This is a genomic window from Nonomuraea marmarensis, assembly GCF_043197025.1.
Classification (GTDB): Bacteria; Actinomycetota; Actinomycetes; order Streptosporangiales; family Streptosporangiaceae; genus Nonomuraea; species Nonomuraea marmarensis.
The window spans coordinates 224241-243368 of sequence record NZ_JBICRM010000013.1; the positions used below are offsets into that span (position 1 = coordinate 224241).

At 68.8% G+C, this 19128-nt stretch carries 16 protein-coding genes and 1 rRNA gene; all 17 read right to left on the reverse strand.

The annotated features are described in order from the left end of the window. Positions 1 to 252: 252 nt before the first annotated feature. On the reverse strand, positions 253 to 1605 hold the full coding sequence (gene obgE / locus ACFLIM_RS23115) for a GTPase ObgE (RefSeq protein ID WP_393168621.1): 1353 nt from the start codon (positions 1603 to 1605) through the stop codon (positions 253 to 255). 204 nt (positions 1606 to 1809) lie between these two features. Continuing rightward, a complete protein-coding gene (gene rpmA / locus ACFLIM_RS23120) occupies positions 1810 to 2067 on the reverse strand; it encodes a 50S ribosomal protein L27 (protein WP_068925700.1) in 258 nt (85 codons plus the stop codon). Between the two features lie 16 nt (positions 2068 to 2083). Further along, positions 2084 to 2386, reverse strand: coding sequence for a 50S ribosomal protein L21 (gene rplU / locus ACFLIM_RS23125; RefSeq protein WP_393168624.1), 303 nt, complete (start codon positions 2384 to 2386; stop codon positions 2084 to 2086). Between the two features lie 219 nt (positions 2387 to 2605). After that, positions 2606 to 5539, reverse strand: coding sequence for an Rne/Rng family ribonuclease (locus ACFLIM_RS23130; RefSeq protein WP_393168626.1), 2934 nt, complete (start codon positions 5537 to 5539; stop codon positions 2606 to 2608). Between the two features lie 144 nt (positions 5540 to 5683). After that, positions 5684 to 6436, reverse strand: a complete 753-nt coding sequence (locus ACFLIM_RS23135; protein WP_393168628.1) for a TIGR03936 family radical SAM-associated protein — start codon at positions 6434 to 6436, stop codon at positions 5684 to 5686. Positions 6437 to 6591: 155 nt separating this feature from the next. Then, positions 6592 to 8502, reverse strand: a complete 1911-nt coding sequence (locus ACFLIM_RS23140; protein ID WP_393168630.1) for a TIGR03960 family B12-binding radical SAM protein — start codon at positions 8500 to 8502, stop codon at positions 6592 to 6594. A 20-nt stretch (positions 8503 to 8522) separates the two neighbouring features. After that, complete coding sequence (locus ACFLIM_RS23145; RefSeq protein WP_393168632.1) at positions 8523 to 8702, reverse strand: hypothetical protein; 180 nt, start codon at positions 8700 to 8702, stop codon at positions 8523 to 8525. Positions 8703 to 8706: 4 nt separating this feature from the next. Continuing rightward, positions 8707 to 9873 (reverse strand): rod shape-determining protein RodA, encoded by a 1167-nt coding sequence (gene rodA, locus ACFLIM_RS23150; protein ID WP_393168634.1) that lies wholly within the window; start codon positions 9871 to 9873, stop codon positions 8707 to 8709. An 88-nt stretch (positions 9874 to 9961) separates the two neighbouring features. Further along, complete coding sequence (mrdA, locus tag ACFLIM_RS23155) at positions 9962 to 12007, reverse strand: penicillin-binding protein 2 (RefSeq protein WP_393168636.1); 2046 nt, start codon at positions 12005 to 12007, stop codon at positions 9962 to 9964. Then, positions 12004 to 12468, reverse strand: coding sequence for a rod shape-determining protein MreD (mreD, locus tag ACFLIM_RS23160; RefSeq protein ID WP_393168638.1), 465 nt, complete (start codon positions 12466 to 12468; stop codon positions 12004 to 12006). The genes mrdA and mreD overlap by 4 nt, the downstream gene beginning before the upstream one ends. Before the next feature lie 442 nt (positions 12469 to 12910). Then, the gene (gene mreC, locus ACFLIM_RS23165; protein ID WP_393168640.1) at positions 12911 to 13789 is read right to left on the reverse strand and encodes a rod shape-determining protein MreC; all 879 of its coding nucleotides are present in this window, start codon (positions 13787 to 13789) and stop codon (positions 12911 to 12913) included. Continuing rightward, positions 13789 to 14820 carry a rod shape-determining protein gene (locus ACFLIM_RS23170; protein ID WP_393168642.1) on the reverse strand — a complete coding sequence of 344 codons (1032 nt, stop codon included), beginning with the start codon at positions 14818 to 14820 and terminating at the stop codon, positions 13789 to 13791. The genes mreC and ACFLIM_RS23170 overlap by 1 nt, the downstream gene beginning before the upstream one ends. A 398-nt stretch (positions 14821 to 15218) precedes the next feature. Continuing rightward, on the reverse strand, positions 15219 to 15629 hold the full coding sequence (ndk, locus tag ACFLIM_RS23175) for a nucleoside-diphosphate kinase (RefSeq protein WP_393168644.1): 411 nt from the start codon (positions 15627 to 15629) through the stop codon (positions 15219 to 15221). A gap of 144 nt (positions 15630 to 15773) precedes the next feature. Then, positions 15774 to 17249, reverse strand: a complete 1476-nt coding sequence (locus tag ACFLIM_RS23180; protein WP_393168646.1) for a hypothetical protein — start codon at positions 17247 to 17249, stop codon at positions 15774 to 15776. Between the two features lie 11 nt (positions 17250 to 17260). Continuing rightward, on the reverse strand, positions 17261 to 17602 hold the full coding sequence (locus tag ACFLIM_RS23185) for a DUF4233 domain-containing protein (protein ID WP_393168648.1): 342 nt from the start codon (positions 17600 to 17602) through the stop codon (positions 17261 to 17263). Next, on the reverse strand, positions 17599 to 18894 hold the full coding sequence (locus ACFLIM_RS23190; RefSeq protein ID WP_393168666.1) for a bifunctional folylpolyglutamate synthase/dihydrofolate synthase: 1296 nt from the start codon (positions 18892 to 18894) through the stop codon (positions 17599 to 17601). Before ACFLIM_RS23190 ends, ACFLIM_RS23185 begins: the two co-directional genes overlap by 4 nt. Positions 18895 to 19048: 154 nt before the next feature. Continuing rightward, positions 19049 to 19128 (reverse strand): 5S ribosomal RNA (gene rrf, locus ACFLIM_RS23195); the annotation flags it as partial.

Sequence of the window (19128 nt, forward strand, 5' to 3'; positions counted from 1 at the left end):
AGCCTATCCGTTCCGGGAGAGGGTGATGCTCGCCACGGCCCGGCGCATGGCGGCCGTGACCTCCACGGGCGAGTCGCGCGGCGCAGCGCGACGATGCCGCAGCCGCTGGGCTTCCCGGGCCCGGTGGCCCCGATCGCATCGCTGCCGGCGCGGATGGTCGGCGCGGACAACTCGTTCATGACCGGCCAGATCCTCTACGCCGACGGGGGCGCCGACGCAACCCTACGCCCCTGACCAACCAGGGGCTGGGAGCTACCCGAGGCGGCTGTCGGACCCCCTCGGACCCTGCCGTACGGACTCGGCGCTGAGCGTGGGCTGCCAGTCGAAGACGTATCCGCCCTCCATGGGCCCGATGACCACCTCGGCACCGGCGGTGGCGCCGGCCTTGGCCAGCTCCCCCTCGACACCGAGCCGTTCGAGCCGGTCGGCGAGATAACCCACGGCCTCGTCGTTGCTGAAGTCCGTCTGCCTGATCCACCGCTCGGGCTTCTCACCGGTGATCTGAAACAGGCTCTCAGTGACCCGCCGCACCCGGAACCCGGCCTCCCCGAGCTGCTTGGGCCTGATCACCAGCCGCGTGGGCTCCTCGACCGGCTTGTTGGCCCTGGCCACCGCGACCCACTCACCCATGGCGAAGGTGAGCTCCCGCAGTCCGTCACGGGTGGCGGCGGAAATCGTGAACACCCGCAACCCCCGAGCCTCGAACTCGGGCGTGACCAGCTCGGCCAGCTCGCGGGCGTCGGGCACGTCGGCCTTGTTCAGCACGACCAGCCGCGGCCGGTCCTCGAGCTTCCCGTACGCCCTCAGCTCCGCCTCGATCACCTCGTAGTCCGTGATCGGATCCCGTCCGGGCTCCATGGTGGCGCAGTCGATGACGTGCACGAGCATGTCACACCGCTCGACGTGCCGCAGGAACTCGTGCCCGAGCCCCTTCCCCTGCGAAGCCCCCGGAATGAGCCCCGGCACATCGGCAACGGTGAACACGTTGTCCCCGGCGGTCACAACCCCCAGATTGGGAATCAGGGTGGTGAACGGATAATCGGCGATCTTCGGCTTGGCCGCGCTCAGAGCGGCGATCAGCGATGATTTGCCGGCACTCGGAAACCCGACCAACGCCACATCGGCCACGCTCTTGAGCTCCAGCATGACGTCCAGCGCATCCCCGGGCTCCCCCAGCAACGCGAACCCGGGCGCCTTCCGCTTGGTGCTGGCCAGCGCGGCGTTCCCCAGCCCGCCGTGCCCGCCCTGGGCGATCACGTACCGCGTACCGGCCCCCACGAGATCGACCAGCACCTCACCCGTGGCAACATCCTTCACCACGGTCCCATTGGGCACAGCCAGGACCACATCGCCCCCGTTGGCCCCATCCCGGTTGGACCCCTGCCCCTGTTTCCCGTTCTCGGCGTTCCGATGCGGCCGGCGGTGATAGTCGAGCAAAGTGGGGGTATTGGGATCGACCTCAAGAACGACATCACCCCCGCGCCCGCCGTTCCCTCCGTCGGGACCGCCGAGCGGCTTGAACTTCTCCCGGTGGATGGAGGCACACCCGTTCCCCCCGTCACCGGCACTGATATGAAGGACCACCTGGTCCACAAAGTCCGGCATCCCACATTCCTCCATCACCCCACCAGGGGCATCTCATTCCAACACACGAGGCCCATCGGACAGCAGCACCCCAAGGTCCGGCGCGATTCCAACGGCGCCCAGCCCGGAAAGAAGCCAACCCCAAAAAACGCCAAGGGGTGGATCGACAACCGATCGATCCACCCCTAAAGCAACAAACCCAAAGGTCCGGAGGAGGAGGAAACCCTACTCCGCGACAGGAACGATGCTGACGGCCCGACGCCCGCGCTTCGTGCCGAACTGCACATGCCCGGCCGTCAAAGCGAACAGCGTGTCATCCCCACCGCGCCCCACGTTGTCACCGGGGTGGAAGTGGGTGCCACGCTGCCGGACGATGATCTCGCCCGCGTTGACCAACTGGCCGCCGAAGCGCTTGACGCCCAGGCGCTGAGCGTTGGAGTCACGGCCGTTCCGGGTGGACGACGCGCCCTTCTTGTGTGCCATCTCTCAAACTCCCCGATCAGGCCTGGTCGATACCGGTGATCTTCACCTGGGTGTACCGCTGGCGGTGCCCCTGGCGCTTCTTGTAACCGGTCTTGTTCTTGTACTTGAGAATGCGGATCTTCGGGCCCTTGGTCTCACCGAGGATCTCGGCGCTGACCGTGAACTTGCCCGCCTCGGTGGTCACATCGCCGTCGTTGACGACGAGCACCGTCGGCAGCGAAACCGAAGAGCCGACGTCGCCGGCGACCTTGTCCACCTCGAGGACGTCACCGACGGAGACCTTCTGCTGCCTGCCGCCGCAACGAACGATCGCGTACACCGCGGAACCCTTCTACTGACTCACTGTTGCGATCCTCGACCACCCCATGAAGGGATGGCCGCTGACTCCGAATGCTGCGCCTATCATTCGGCCTGTCTCGATACCGACGAACCGAGTAAGCGCGCCAACAGGGCACGTCACCTGACGCACCGGTTCACCAGGGTACCGGATTACTGGTCCCCTAGGCGAACCGGACGGAACGTCGGAAGCCTGCCGAGGCTACTCGGCTGACTTGGTACGGCGAGAGCGTCGCCGCCCTCTGCCGGAAGTCTGGCTGGCCTGGTCGTCCTCAACAGGGACGCCTTCAAGCGCACCGGTCACCGTATCACGGCTGGCGGAGTCCTTGGCCGCGGAAACCTTGTCGGAGACCGCCTTCTCGATGGCCATCTTCCCCTGCGTGCCGCGCGGCTCCGGCTTGGCCTCGACCGGCTCGGTGGAGACCAGCACGCCACGCCCGTTGCAGCAGTCGCAGGGCGTCGAGAACGCCTCCAGCAGCCCCTGACCGACCCGCTTACGCGTCATCTGGACCAGCCCCAGCGAGGTCACCTCGGCCACCTGGTGCTTGGTCCTGTCACGGGCCAGGCACTCCAGCAGCCGTCGCAGCACCAGGTCCCGGTTGGACTCGAGCACCATGTCGATGAAGTCGATGACGATGATGCCGCCGATGTCGCGGAGCCTGAGCTGGCGGACGATCTCCTCGGCCGCCTCCAGGTTGTTGCGCGTGACAGTCTCTTCGAGGTTGCCGCCCTGCCCGGTGAACTTGCCGGTGTTGACGTCGACGACGGTCATCGCCTCGGTACGGTCGATCACCAGCGAGCCGCCGCTCGGCAGCCACACCTTGCGTTCGAGCGCCTTGCCGAGCTGCTCGTCGATCCGGTACGACTCGAACACGTCGCCCTGCCCGCCGTCCCACTTCGACAGGCGTTCGCCCAGGTGCGGCGCGACGTACTTGACGTAGTCGTCGACCGTGTCCCAGGCGTCGTCACCCTGCACGACCAGCGAGGTGAAGTCCTCGTTGAACACGTCCCGCACGACCCGGATGGTGAGATCGGGCTCGGCGGACAGCAGCTCGGGCGGGCTCGCCGACTTGGCCTTCTTCTGGATGCTCTCCCACTGCGCGGACAGACGGGCCACATCACGGGCCAGCTCGTCCTCGGAAGCACCCTCAGCGGCGGTACGCACGATCACACCGGCGTTCTCCGGCATGACCTTCTTCAGGATGCTCTTGAGCCGAGTGCGTTCCTTGTCGGGCAGCTTACGGCTGATCCCGGTCATCGACCCATCGGGGACGTAGACCAGGTAACGCCCGGGCAGGCTGATCTGCGACGTGAGCCGAGCACCCTTGTGCCCGATCGGGTCCTTGGTGACCTGCACGAGCACCGACTGCCCGGACTTCAGGGCGGCCTCGATGCGCTTGGGCTGACCCTCCAGCCCGGCGGTGTCGAAGTTCACCTCACCGGCGTACAGAACGGCGTTCCTGCCCTTGCCGATGTCCACGAACGCCGCCTCCATCGACGGCAGCACGTTCTGCACCTTGCCGAGGTAGACGTTGCCGACGTAGGACTGGCTGGCCTCGCGGTTGACGTAGTGCTCGACGAGCACGCCGTCCTCCAGCACACCGATCTGCGTACGGTCGCCCTGCCTGCGCACCACCATCATCCGGTCGACGGACTCGCGGCGGGCCAGGAACTCCGACTCCGTGATGATCGGCGGCCGCCTGCGGCCGAGCTCGCGCCCCTCGCGGCGGCGCTGCTTCTTGGCCTCGAGCCTGGTGGAGCCGCGCACGCTCTGCACGCCGTCGGTGGCGGTGTCGAGCGACGCCGTACGCCCCGAGCGCGGCGCGCGGATGCGCACCACCGTGTTCGGGGGATCGTCGCTGGCCGGCTCGGCACCCTCGTCCCCGCCACGGCGACGGCGGCGACGCCGACGGCGCGAGCCGGAGGCCTCCTCTTCCTGGGCCTCCTCGCCCTGCTCCTCGTCGGACTCCTCCTCGGACTCCTCGCCGTCCTCGGACTCGTCACGCTCGCGCGACTTGCCGCGTCCCCTGCCGCCACGCCGACGGCGACGACGCCGGCCGCCGCCCTCCTCTTCCTGCTCGTCGGAGGTGTCGTCCTCGGTCTCGTCCTCGGTCACGGTCTCGTCGACCCGCTCCTCGGCCGCAACGGGCTCGGCGACGGGCGGCGGCTCGACCCGCCGAGTGGCAGGCTTGGCCTTGCTGGGGTCGGGCGCCTGGAACAGCGGCGCGAAGATGGCCGCCGGCCGCTCGAACGCGGTGCCCGGCTCGTCCTGCCTGCGCGCGGACAACCCGAACGGGTCGGCCAGCAGGCTCGGCCGCACGACGTCCTCGTCGAGATCCTCACCGGCGGGCTCGTCGTCGAGGGGCTCGTCCTGGGGCAGGCTCTCCATGAAGTCTTCGTCGGCATCCGCCTCGACATCCCCGGAACGCACCGCGTCGGCCGCGCCACTCGGCGCCACGTCCCTGGCCTCACGGACACCAGCGGCAACCTCACCACCGCCGGAGGGCGCCGCCACCCCGGCATCACCACCGGCCTCAGCGGCCTCGGCCGGCGCCACACTCGCCGCCTCATCGACGACGGCCGCGGGAGCCTCAGGCGCCACGGCCTCTTCCTTCTTGCGAGTCCTGCGCCGCTTCACCGGAGCGACTTCCTCAGCGGCGGCGGCCTCGGCGGGCGCGCCACCCTCCGGGAGCGCTCCCGCAGCTTCCGTCTCAGCCTCGGCGGCCTTCTTCGTCGTACGTCGCCGCGTCGCCGTAGCAGTGGAACGCGTCCTCGGAGCCCTCTTGGGCTTCTCTTCGGCCACGGCCTCCGCCACAGCTGCCTCTACCGGACTCTCGCCCGCGGGCGCAGGAGCCGTACCAGCATCAGCAGTAGTGGCGGCGGCCGCGAGGATCTCAGGATCAGGCTCACCAGCGGCCCGCTGCGCAGCGGTAATCTGCACCGGCTGCACTTCGGCCACCGACGGCGCGGCCTGCGCGGCGGGAACGGTGACCGGAACGGAGGCCGGCTCCTCGGGCAGCTCCGGCGGGGGACCCGCGGGGCGGCTGGCGGAGCGGCGACGCTTGGTCACCTCGGACTGTTCAGTTGTCTCCCCGTCAGGGCCAAAGGCCCCGGCGTTGGGCTCGTTGTCGAGCATGCGGGCGCTCTCCCGTCAGCTCCCGGGCGCGTCGCCGCGCCGCGCAGGAGCCCTCGTGTCTCGTTGTCCGCCTCCGCCTCCGGTGAGGAGGCGTTGGCGCCAAGTCCTGTCAGCGGTCGTGCCCGGCTCGCGCAGGGCACTTCCTTAACCGACGACGTACTCACCCGCCGGTCCCGCCTCGCCGCCGCGCGTCGTATCGCGGTCCAGGTCGAGCGGGTCGGCAAGCGCACCAGTGCTGACGTCGAGCGGCCCCTGCGCCAGCCTGGTCACCTCGGGGGGAACCGGCGGCGCGAAGTCGGCCACAAGGCGCAGCCCTGTGAGCACATCGTCGGGTCGAACGGCAGGCGTCATGTGCCGAACAACCATGCGCAGTATGACACACGGTCCTCCAAGCATCTGAGCTGCGGTTCTGTCTGCTCCCTCGGACACCACGAGCCCCAGGACGGCCTCCCGCGCGTCGAAGCGGCGGGGGCCCTTCTTGGTGAGGCGCTCGACTTCCACGGTGCCCGCCGCGAGGAACTTCTCCGCCGCCACCTCGGCGAGTTCGCGATCGGCACCAGGCAGCCGCACCTCCCAGTCGGAGACCTCCAAGCGGTCGGCCAGCCCCCCCGGACCCGCCTCCACAACGTCGAGCACATCGAGTCCAGGCGGAAGCGACTCGTCCAGGCCCTGCCTGACCTGGTCGGGGACGCACGGCGTGGTAACACCGATCTCGAGGTATTCGGCTTCGCTGGCGACGCCGGTCGGCGCCGCGCCTGCGTAGGAGATCTTCGGGTGGGGCGAGAAACCCGCGCTGTAGGCCACCGGAATGCCGGCACGGCGGACCGCCCTCTCAACGGCCCGCGAGATGTCGCGGTGGCTGGTGAAGCGCAGGCGGCCGCGCTTGGCGTAACGCACACGCAGGCGCTGCACCGTGGGCGCGGGCGGAGGCCCTTCGGGAACAGGTTTCAGAGCTTGTCGTCCTTCCCTTTGTAAGAGTTCCTTCGTCTCAGGATAAGCCGCCCTGACAGGTGCTATGTGTACGCCGAGGCACGGCTCGCCCACTGAGCGCGCTAGACCACCGTAAGAGGAAGGAGTTTTCGCCCTGTAGGGCCGATTTGGATTTCTGTCCCCATGGTCGGGCAAACGCCGCAGTCGTAGCACGGAGTCCAGCGGCAGTCCTCGACCTCGCCGCCGGAGACGGCCTCCTGCCAGTCCTGCCAGAGCCATTCGCGGTCGAGCCCGGCGTCGAGGTGGTCCCACGGCAGGACCTCGTTTTCCTCGCGCTCGCGCGTGGTGTACCAGTCGACGTCCACCCCGGCCTTCTCGGCGGCCGCCGTCCAGCGCTCGTACGAGAAGTGCTCGCTCCACCCGTCGAACCGCCCGCCGTCCTCCCAGACGGCCCGGATCACGGAGCCGACTCTGCGGTCACCCCGCGAGAGCAACCCTTCCACGATGGACGGTTTGCCGTCGTGGTAGCGGAACCCGATGGCCCTGCCGTATTGCCTGTCGCCCCTGAGCGAGTCGCGCAGTGCCCTGAGCCGCCGGTCGACGGTCTCGTGGTCGGCCTGCCCCGCCCACTGGAACGGCGTGTGCGGCTTGGGCACGAAGCCGCCGATGGAGACGGTGCAGCGGATGTCGCGGCTGCCGGTGGCCTCGCGGCCCGCCTTGATGACCTTCTTGGCCAGGTCGGCGATGCCGAGCACGTCCTCGTCCTGCTCCGTGGGCAGCCCGCACATGAAGTAGAGCTTGACCTGCCGCCACCCCTGCGAGTAGGCCGTGGTGACAGTGCGGATCAGGTCTTCCTCGGTGACCATCTTGTTGATCACCTTGCGCATGCGCTCCGAGCCGCCCTCCGGCGCGAACGTCAGGCCCGAGCGCCTGCCGTTCCTGGAGAACTCGTTGGCCAGGTCGATGTTGAACGCGTCGACCCTGGTCGAGGGCAGGGACAGCGAGGTGTTGGTGCCTTCGTAGCGGTCGGCCAGACCCTTGGCCACGTCGGCGATCTCGGAGTGGTCGGCGGACGACAGCGACAGCAGGCCGACCTCGTTGAAGCCGGACTCCTTGATGCCGTTTTCCACCATGGCGCCGATCGTGGTGATCGAACGCTCACGCACCGGGCGGGTGATCATGCCGGCCTGGCAGAACCGGCACCCGCGCGTGCAGCCGCGGAAGATCTCCACGCTGAACCGCTCGTGCACCGTCTCCGCCAGCGGGACCAGCGGCTTCTTCGGGTAGGGCCACTCGTCGAGGTCCATCACGGTGTGCTTGTGCACCCGCCACGGAACGTCGGCCCTGTTGGGCGCGACCCGCTTGATGCGCCCGTCCGGGTGGTAGTCCACGTCGTAGAACTTCGGCACATAGACCCCGCCGGACTCCGCGAGCCGCATCAGCAACTCGTCACGCCCACCCGGCCGGCCCTCGGCCTTCCACTCCCTGACGACCTCGGAGATGGCTATGGAGATCTGCTCCCCGTCGCCGAGCACGGCCGCGTCGAGGAAGTCGGCGACCGGCTCGGGGTTGAAGGCCGCGTGGCCGCCCGCGAGCACGATCGGATCGTCGTCGCCCCGGTCCACGGCCAGCAGCGGAATGCCGGCCAGGTCGAGCGCCGTCAGCATGTTGGTGTAGCCGAGCTCGGTCGAGAACGACACCCCGAGCACGTCGAAGGCACGCACGGGCCGGTGCCCGTCGACGGTGAACTGCGGGACGCCCTCGGCCCGCATGAGCGCCTCAAGGTCCGGCCAGACCGCATAAGTGCGCTCGGCCAGCGTCGCGGGCAGCTCGTTGAGGATCTCGTAGAGGATCGCCACACCCTGGTTGGGCAGCCCGACCTCGTAGGCGTCCGGATACATCAACGCCCATCGCACGTCGGCGGAATCCCAGTCCTTGACGGTCGAGTTGAGCTCACCCCCGACGTACTGGATGGGCTTCTGCACCTTGGGCAGCAGCGCTTCCAGGCGGGGGAAAATCGACTCGACAGGCATACGGTCCAGGGTAGCGGCGATCAGACGGTGGCAGGTCCGGGGATGTCGATGTCGTTTCCGCTGAGCACCAGGATGTGGTGCCCTTCGTAGCAGGTCAGCTCGATGGCAATGACACCGCTCTCGAGATTGTGCACGCCGACGACGTGGTTCGCGGGTAGCAGAAAGCGCTCCTCGCACTCATCGCAATAGGCCAAGAACATACATCTAATTAAACGACTGTCTTCGCATCCTGATGGCCTGCAGCAACCCAATCGCAATCAGATTGGCAAACGTGGCGGTGCCGCCATAGGACACGAACGGCAGCGGCAACCCGGTGATCGGCATGATCCCGATCGTCATCCCCACATTGATGAACGTCTGGAACGCGAACCAGCACACGATCGTCCCCGCGACCAGCGTCCCGAACCTGTCCTCGCACTTCCTGGCGATCTTCAGCCCGCGCAGCAGCACCACTCCGAGCAGCAGCACGACCGTGACAGACCCGAGGAACCCGAACTCCTCCCCCGCCACCGTGAAGATGAAGTCGGTGTGCTGCTCCGGCACGAACCGCCCGGTCGTCTGCCCCCCTCCGAGCAGTCCTTTGCCCAGCAGCTCCCCCGAGCCGATCGCGATCAGCGACTGCGTGCTGTTGTAGCCCACGCCCCGCGGATCGACGCTCGGATCGACGAACGCGGTGAACCGCGCAATCTGGTACGGCTCCAGCAGCTGGAAGTAGAACACCGAGAACACCCCGGCGCCGGCCACCAGCGCCAGCAACCCGACCCACCGCTTGCGCACCCCACCGAGGATCAGTCCGGCCGCCGTGATCACCGCCAGCACCATTGCGGTGCCGAGGTCGGGCTGCAGCATCACCAGCCCCATCGTGATCGCCGCGGCGATGAGGGCCAGCACGGTGTCGAGCCCGCGCGGCCTGTCGGTCCCCTCGGCCGGCTGCGCCAGCAGCATCGCGATGATCAGCAGCAGCCCGACCTTGGCGAACTCGGACGGCTGCACCGCGAACCCCCCGCCGAGCAGGATCCACGAGTGCGACCCGTTGATCGTCGCCCCCAGCGGCGTGAGCACCAGCCCCAGCCCGATCAGCGACACCAGGAACACCAGAGGCGCGTACGCCCGCATCGCCCGGTGGTCGACCATGGCCACGACGCCGCACAGCACCACCCCGATGACCTCGTTGAGCAGGTGCTTCTTCACCAGCCCCGTCGATCCGGGCGCCCACGTCCTGGTGGACGACCACACCAGCAGCGTGCCGATCACGCACAGCCCGGCCACGGCGACCAGCATCAGCCCGTCGAGCCGCCGCACCGCCGACTCCTCGCCGACCACCCGCCGCAACAACGAGGGCCGCCGCATGGCCATCGTACGATCGATCATCCGCGGCCCCCCGCCCCACCGACCACGCGCCCGGCCATCCCCCGGCCACCGTCCCAGCAGCCCATCACCGAGCCACCCGCACCGGCACTCATCCCCGGGTCACCGTTCCGTCGGGCGCGAACCTCGGCAGCCTCGTCGTGAGCCGCCCCCCAGGCACGGCCGGGTGCCGCTTGATGCCGTAGATCCCCTCGTAGATCTCCCGCACGGCCGGCGCCGCCGTCGACGCGCCCATCCCACCCTGGGAGACCATGACAACCACCACATACTGGGGTTTCTTCGTGGGCGCGAACGAGGCGAACCACGAGGTGTCCTGCTTGCCCCACACCTCCGCCGTACCGGTCTTGCCGCCGATGCGCACCTCGTTCATCGGGAACCCGCTGAAGGCCCCAGCCGCGGTGCCGTCCGCGGCCACCTGGCTCAGCGCGTTCTTGATGTAGAGGCGCTCCTTCTCGCTGAGCGGCAGCTTGCCCACCACCGGCACATCGATGGTTTTGACCACCTTGCCGTCGGGCCGCACCTGCGCCCACCCGATGCGCGGGCTGCGCACCTTGCCATCGCTCACCAGCGCCATGTACGCCCTGGCCAGCTGCATCGGCGTGACCAGCACGTCACCCTGGCCGATGGAGAAGTTGGCCGAGTCACCGGGGCGCAGCAGGAACCCCTCGGTGCAGTTCTCCAGCGCGAGCCGCTTGAGGAACTCCGCCCGCGCCCTGTCCTTCTCCTCCGGATATCCCTTGCGCGAGCGCTCGCAGCTCACAGCGCTGGTCCGGTTCCACAGATCCTTCTTCCACGCCCGGTCGGGGATGCGCCCGGACGACTCCCCGGGCAGGTCCACGCCGGTCGGCGACCCGAACCCGAACGCCCTCGCCGTGTTGGCGAACACCTCTTTGGTCTTCTTCTTCGGGTTGCGCCCGCCGTCCTTCAGATACTGCTCGTACGAGGCCTGATAGAAGATCGTGTCGCACGACTTGACCAGCGCGGTGTGCAGGCTGAGCGTGCCCAGCGAGATCCCGCGGAAGTTGTTGAACGCCCGACCGCCCACCATGACGGAGCCCGGGCAGCCATAGGTGCCGTTCAGCGGATAACCGGCCCGCAGCATCGACGTCACCGACGAGATCTTGAACGTCGACCCGGGCGCGAACTGCCCATTGATCGCCCGCGACACCAGCGGCTTGCCCGACTTGTCCGACAGCAGCCACTGGTATCCGCGGGTCGAGATCCCACCGGCCCAGACCGCAGGGTCGTATCCGGGTGCGCTGGCCACCGCCACGACCCGCCCCGTACGGGCGTCGAGCACCACCCCTGCCCCGCCGTCCGCCGACGGCGCGGACTTCATCGCCTTCGCCAGCGCCTTCTCCACCACGGCCTGCACCCGTGAGTCGATGCTGGTCACCAGGTGGTCACCGGGCACGGGCGTGATCTGCTCCTCGATCCCCAGCGCCTTGCCCATCCTGTCGACCTGGACCCGCCGCAGCCCGGACTTGCCCCGCAACGCGTCGTCGTAGACGTATTCGAGCCCGTCACGCCCGGCCAGGTCCACCCCGGAGAAGCTGGCCTTGAGCCCTTCACGTTTCTCCAGCTCGGCCTCGGTGACCGGCTGCAGATAGCCGAGCATCTGCGCTGCTGCCCGACCGCCCGGATATTCCCTGACGGAGTGGATCTCCGCCGTCACCCCGGGAAACTCCTCCTGCCGCTCGAGGATCTGCAGCGCCTCACGAGTGTCGACCTTCTCGTCCAGCGGAACCGGCTGGTACGGCGACCCGGTCCAGCACGGCTTGGCGATGCCCGGCCCGCACGGCGTGATGCGCTGCTGCAACTGCGCGACCGGCTTACCGAGCACCGCCGCGAGCTTGCCGAGCACCTTCATGCCACCGTCGCGCATCCTGGTCAGCCTGGTCCTGTCCACGGAGACGACCAGCGCGGTCTTGTTGCGCACCAGGGGCCGCCCCGACGAGTCGAGGATCTGCCCGCGCACGGCCGGCACGATCACGGCCCGCGTCCTGGTCTCCGTCGCCCGCGCCACGAACTCCTGCCCGCGCACCACCTGCACCTGCCACAGCCGCATGGCCAGCACGACGAGCAGGGTCAGCACGAGCACGTGCAGCACCAGCAGCCGGGCGCGCATCCTGATCATGTCGAGAACCTCGCCTGCCTGTCCCGCGTGGTCAGCCAGATCACGACAGGGGAGACGACGAGGGTGTAGACGACGCTGACGGGCACCTGCTCGGTCAACGTGGACATCGTCACCCGCGGATCGGAGATCAACCCGCCCACGGCCGCCGCCAGCAGGGGCGCCATCAACACGCACAACACCACGGTGGTCACGGGCCCACCGGCGCCCCGCCCGGCCACGTAGCCGACGAGCGCCAGCACGAACGCGTACTGGCCGACGAGATGCGCGGTCGGCGGCATGATGTCGACGAGCAACCCGGCGAAGAACCCGAGCAACGCCCCCTCCGCGGGCCCCCGCGCCAGCGCCGCCCCGACCACGGCCAGCAGCACGAGATCAGGCGCACCCCCGGCAGGCAGCGGCAGCCGATTGACCAGCATGACCTGTGCCAGGAACGCCAGCAGCACGGACACCCCGCCGATCAACGCAACCCCTCCCCGCCATTCACCACGCACGACACGCCACTCACGACCACCGGCCTCCGGCGACCCCAGCTCACCGCCGTCCGCCGACGGACCTCGCCCACTCCCGCCCGCTCCCAGCCGGCCTCGCCCGCTGCCGCCCGCTCCCGTCCAGCCTCACTCGCTGCCGTCCGCTCCCGGCGATCACCACAAACAGCGACCCTTTCCCACAAGCCAGCAGGAACGACCACGCCCCGCTCACCGCGCCCCTCTCCGGCAACCACCACGAACGACACCCGCATCACGGCGCCACTCCGCCGGCAGTCGCCCCGAAGGGCGGTCCCTCGCCTCCAGGCACCCCGAACCGCGCCTCCGGACTCCGCACCCTCTCCTCGGCGCACGCCGCCAAACCGCCCCCCGATCATCATGATCGCTCTCCAGGCAGCCGCCCCGGACCCGACCCCGATCACCGCGACCCCTCCTTGGCAGGCAGCACCGCGTCCCTCGGATCCCGCTTGGGCCCCTCCACCACCACGCCGACCACGTCCAGCGCCGTCAGATCCGCGTACGGACGGGCGTACGCGATCCGCGTCAGCTCCCCCGGCGTCGACTCCACCCGCTCGATCACCCCGATCGGCACCCCCGGGACATAGGGCGCGCCGTTTTGCGAGCCGAAGCTGACGATGCGCCCGCCCCTGGTCAGCGGTGCCGTCGAGTCGAGCAGCCGGAACTGGACGAGCCGCCCGTTCTCGCCCACCCCGTGCACGACCCCGATCTCCCTGCCGCCCTCCAACCGCGCCCCCGCCGCCGAGGCCGGGTCGCTGAGCAGCAGCACCGTCGAGGTGTGCGCGGAGGCCTGAATGACGCGCCCGACCAACCCGTCGCCGTTGAGCACGGTCATCTCCGTCCGGATGCCGTCACCGGTGCCCACGTCGATCTGCACGGCGTCCTCGAAGCCCGGCTGGCCGCGCCTGGCGACCACGTTCGCCGTGACCACCTTGTATCCGGCCGTCCCCGCCAGCCCCAGCAACTGCTGGAGCTCCTTGGACCGGGCCGCGTCGAGCTTGCCGGCCACCAGGCCCGACCGTAGCCGGGCGTTCTCCGCCTTGAGCCCCCGGATGCGCTCCTGAGCGCTTGGTGCGCTCAGGACTGCTTGCACGAACCCTCCGACGGGCCGCACCACCCCGCTGCCGAACCGCTCCGCCGTGCCGAACAGCCACGACCCCGCCGCGCGCAGCGGGCGCAGCGGCGAGTTGTCGCCGGTGCGATGGTCGATGGTCAGGGTGACCAGGGCCGCGGTCAGCAGCACTCCGAGGATCAGCCGGGCCCGGCGCGAGTCTCTCATCAGTGTCGCGACTCCGGCACCAGAACCTGTTGCAGCGCCTCGAACTCCTCAGCGCACTTGCCAGAGCCGATGGCGACCGAGTCGAGGGCGTTGTCGACGAGATGCACAGGCATGCCCGTCTCGGCCTTGACCCGCTCGTCCAGCCCCTTGAGCAGCGCGCCCCCGCCGGTGAGCGCGATGCCGCGGTCCATGATGTCGCCGGACAGCTCGGGCGGGCACTTGTCGAGCGTGGTCTTCACCGCGTCCACGATCGCGTTCACCGGCTCCTCGGTGGCCTTCCTGATCTCCTCGCTCGACACGATGATGGTCTTGGGCAGCCCGCTGACCAGGTCGCGGCCGCGGATCTCCGCGTGCGACTCCTCGCTGCCGGGGCAGGCCGAGCCGATGGCCATCTTGATCTCCTCGGCGGTGCGCTCGCCGAGCATCAGTGAGAACTCCTTCTTGGCGAACGAGATCACCGCCTGGTCGAGCTCGTCACCGCCGATCCTGATCGACTGGCTCGTGACCACGCCACCCATCGAGATGATCGCCACCTCGGTGGTGCCGCCGCCGACGTCGACCACCATGTTTCCGGTGGGCTCGTGCACCGGCAGCCCCGCCCCGATGGCGGCCGCCATCGGCTCCTCGACGATGTAGACCTTCCTGGCGCCCGCCGCGTATCCGGCCTCCTTCACCGCACGCTGCTCCACGCTGGTGATGCCGCTCGGAACGGCGATGATGATGCGCGGCTTGGCAAAGTGACGCCGTCTGTGCACCCTCTGGATGAAATATCGCAGCATCCGCTCGGTGACGTCGAAGTCGGCGATCACGCCGTCCTTGAGCGGGCGGACCGCGATGATGTTGCCAGGCGTACGACCGATCATCCGCTTGGCCTCGATGCCGACGGCCACGATCTTCCCGGTGGCGGTGTTGATCGCAACGACTGACGGCTCGTTGAGTACGATGCCCCGGCCACGCACGTACACCAACGTGTTGGCGGTGCCCAGGTCGACCGCCATGTCACGGCCGAGAAACGCGAGCTTGCTGCCCATGGGGAACGGAGCCCTCCGTAACGTCGTTCGCGAATGACTACGGATCGAATTCGAATCGTAACGTGACGTACCCACCGATGGACGCAATGAGCCTTCGCGCCCCTCAAAATTTCCAGCCCCTACCTAAACCGCAATTTTGCCCGGATTGCACCACAAGACCCGGTAGCCCGCTGGAACGCTCCAAACCCGCCACCATCACGACTGTCGCCGTCCGCAGCCCGCACACCACTTGTCAATCGTGGTCAACCTTATGGGAAACCTCTGACAAAAAATGCTCCGACAGCCCCACTGCTATCTTCTCGCCCATCCAGTCGCGCCAACCATACGGCGGACGGCCGACAAAAACGCGCCCGCACAGCGAGAGCTGCACGAGCGCGATCGAGCCGAGAGGGACCGGATCAGAAACGGTCCGGGAAGAAGATCTTGATCTCCCGGGCGGCGGACTCAGGCGAGTCGGACCCGTGAACGACGTTCTCGCCGATCTCGAGAGCGTGGTCGCCACGGATCGTCCCCGGGGCCGACTTGACCGGGTCGGTGGCGCCGGCCAGCGCGCGGAAGGCCTCGACGGCACGCGGCCCCTCCAGCACCAGGGCCACGAGCGGCCCAGAGGTGATGAACTCGACGAGCTCGCCGAAGAACGGCCGCTCGGAGTGCTCGGCGTAGTGCGCCTTGGCGGTGTCGGTGTCGAGGGTGCGCAGTTCCATCGCCACGACCTTGAGGCCCTTGCGCTCCACGCGGGCGATCACGTCACCGATGAGGCCGCGCTTAACCCCGTCGGGCTTGATCAGGACAAGAGTGCGCTCGGACACTTGACGTTCTCCTTTGAACAGAGTGGGGTCGCGGCAGACGCCCGGCCTGGACCGCGAGGATGCTTCGCGGGGCACGAGCCCACGCGTCGCCGTGGTGCCTCAGCTTACCGTCCCGCACCCACCCTGGTTTCGTACGGAAAGGCCCTACGGAGGGGGAGTGTCCTCTGGCGAGTGTGCCTGCGGCGGCACCGCGGGCACCGGCCCGGTCGAGTCGGGCGAACCCTCGTCGTCAGGCAACGGTTCGCCAGCAGCCTCCTCCGCAGGACGCCGAGCCATCACGGCGGCGAGCACGATGACCGCCACCACCAGGAACCCGCCGATCAAAGCCCACCAGTGCAACGCACCCACAAAGCTGTCCACCAGCTGCTGCGCCGACGTCACCCCGTCGAGCATCACCATCTGCACCCCAGTGCCCAGCAGGAACCCGGCCAGCACCCCGGCGAAGCACAACGACAGCCCGAACACCGCCACACCGACCCCCACCTCCTGCAACGTCGATGTCAACGCCACAGCGGCCCCCACGGCGAGCAGCGTGAACGGCACCGCCAGCACCAGCCCATCAGCCGACGGCACCACGAGCCGCACCGAGCAAAGCCCCACCACCATGGCCAACAACCCAAGAGGCGCCAGCCACCGCCCAGCAGCCTGCGTGAACAGCCGCACCACCACGGAAGCGCCGACGGCCAGCACCCCGGCCACGGCATAAGGAACCCACAACCCTCGCAGCCCAGGCCCGCCGAGACCCCCCATCTCCACCAGAGTCACCTGAGCCGCACTGGGCAGCACCACAACACCCACAGCCACCATGGAGTACGCCAGAGTACGGCTCTCGCCGGCCCCGATCGAGGCCAGCGCCAGCAGCCCGGCGACGGCCAGCGCGGCCAGCACGATCACCGCGATGGCCCGCCACCCCTCGGTGGCGGTGCTGATCGCCACGACCGCGACACCGGCCGCGGGCACGGCAGCCAGCAGCAACCGGCTGCGTTCCCCGGCGTCAGGGGCGGGCTCGGCCGGTCGGCCGAGCACCATCCAACCCACCAGGTACGCGGCCGCCAGCGCAAGCGCGACCCCCGTCACCATGGGGTACGGCTGCAGCGTGACCTTCCAGCTGCTCACGTCGTCGAGCGGCCACAACGCCAGCGCCTGGGCCACGAGCAGGCTCAGGCTGAACACGCCCACCCACAGAGCCCGCAAGACCGGCACCCGATCCCAGACGGCCACCAGCGTGGCGGGAACGACCATCCCGGCGCCGACGCCCCGCAACACCCGTACGACGCCGACAAGAAACTCAGAGGCCGCATATCCACCAGCGGCATCGGACAGGGCCACCAGCGCCAGCCCGGCGACCAGGACGTGAGCCACCCTGACCCGCCGCAGCGCCACGGAGGCGAGCGGCACGGTCAGCATCAGCGCAGGCAGCGCGAGCCCGTGCGTGCGCATCAGCCCGACCTGGTCGATGTCGCCGGGCAGCAGCCTGGCGACGACAGAGAGCGTGTTGGGGATCGCGACGATCGCCAGCGGTAGCGCGGCCACGACGAGGAGCCCGAGCACCACGTCGAGCAGCCACGGGTATCTGGGGCCAGCCGGATCAGGCGACCGCTGGATCGGGGGGACGGCCATGTAGGCCGACTTTAGCGGGAAGTAGCGCCCTCGACACGGCGAGCGACGATAATCGCCGTGATCCACAGCGCCGCGAAGATCGCGCCGAGGAAGAACATGGCCGGTACGAGGAAGCCCGTGCAGATCGCCAGCACTTGTACGGCGCTGCCGGCAACGTAGCCGAAAGGCCTCTTGAGCAGGCCCGCGACGACCACGCACAACACGGCGAGCCCGATGCCGGCGGTCACGGCCAGACCGGGCGCCACCCCGCCGACGCTGATCGCCACGGGCGTAATCAGCCCCGCCACGATCGCCTCCATGCCGAGCACGGTGGCGCCAAGCCTGCGCATACCCGGCGTGACCTGGAAATTCATCGCGAACCATCCGCATTGAGTAGCCGCCGCGCGTCGCCCGCCGTGACGACGGACCCCGTGATGAACACCCCCGTGCCACTGAACTCGCCATCGGCATCGGCGATGCCGATCCCCTGGTCGATGGCGTTGTCGAGCCGGTCGACGACATGCACTCGGTCCTCGCCGAACAGCGGCTCGGCCAGGGACGCCAGCTCCTCGGGGGACATCGACCTGGGCGAGGAGTTCCGCGTGACGATGATCTCGTCGAGCATCGGCTCCAGCAGCTCCAGCAGCGCGTCGACGTCCTTGTCGCGCATGACCGCGACCACGCCGACGACCTTGGCGAAGTCGAACGCCTCGTGCAGCCCGTCCAGGCTCGCCTCCATACCGCCAGGATTGTGCGCGGCGTCGATCACGACCGTCGGCGTGCGCCGCACCACCTCCATCCGCCCAGGCGAGGAGGCCTGCGCGAACGCCTGCCGGACGAGATCGACGTCGAGCGGATCGTCTCCGCCGGTCAGCGCCTCGACGGCGGCCAGCGCGCAGACCGCGTTGCTCGCCTGATGCGCGCCATAGAGCGGCAGATAGACCTCATCGTAGAGACCCTTGAGCCCACGCAGCGTGAGCAACTGCCCGCCCATCGCCACCTCACGGTTGAGCACCCCGAACTCGAGCCCCTCCCGCGCCACCACCGCACCGACGTCACCAGCGCGCCGCATCAGCACCTCGGCCGCGGCGAGCTCCTGCTGAGCGAGTACGGCGGTCGCACCGGCCTTGATGATGCCCGCCTTCTCCGACGCGATGCTCGGAATATCAGGCCCGAGCCGATCGGTGTGATCGAGCGAGATGGGCGTGATGACCGACACGATGCCGTCCGCCACATTCGTAGCGTCCCAGGATCCGCCCATGCCGGCCTCGACAACAGCGACATCCACCGGCGTATCGGCGAACGCGGCGAACGCCATGGCCGTCAACAACTCGAAGAACTGGATGCGCCGCCGCCCCTGGGCGTCCGTCAGCTCGATGTACGGGATGATCTCCTCGTAGACCTCGGCGAACCGCTCCTCGCTCAGCGGCTCCCCGTCAACGGTGATCCGCTCGCGCATCGACACCAGGTGCGGGCTGGTGAACCGCCCCACCCTCAGATTGCGCTCCTTGAGCAGCGTTTCGGTGAGCCGCGCCGTACTCGTCTTCCCATTGGTGCCCGCGATGTGTATGACCGGGTACGCCCGCTGTGGCGAGCCGAGCAAATCCAGGAGGGCCGCGATCCTGTCGAGCGTCGGCTCGAAATCCCACTCGACGCCACGCTCCATGATCGCGCGTTCAACCGCACGATAGTCCACTCCTCAACCCTACTGACCGCCGCCGGCACTCCGAACTGCAGGGCGCTTGTCCGGCCCTCGTTCGCCTCCAGAAATACGAAAAGGGGCCCGACGCGTAAGCGTCGAGCCCCTTCCCCAAACGATTGTCCGGCGGCGACCTACTCTCCCACACCCTCCCGAGTGCAGTACCATCGGCGCAGAGAAGCTTAACTTCCGGGTTCGGAA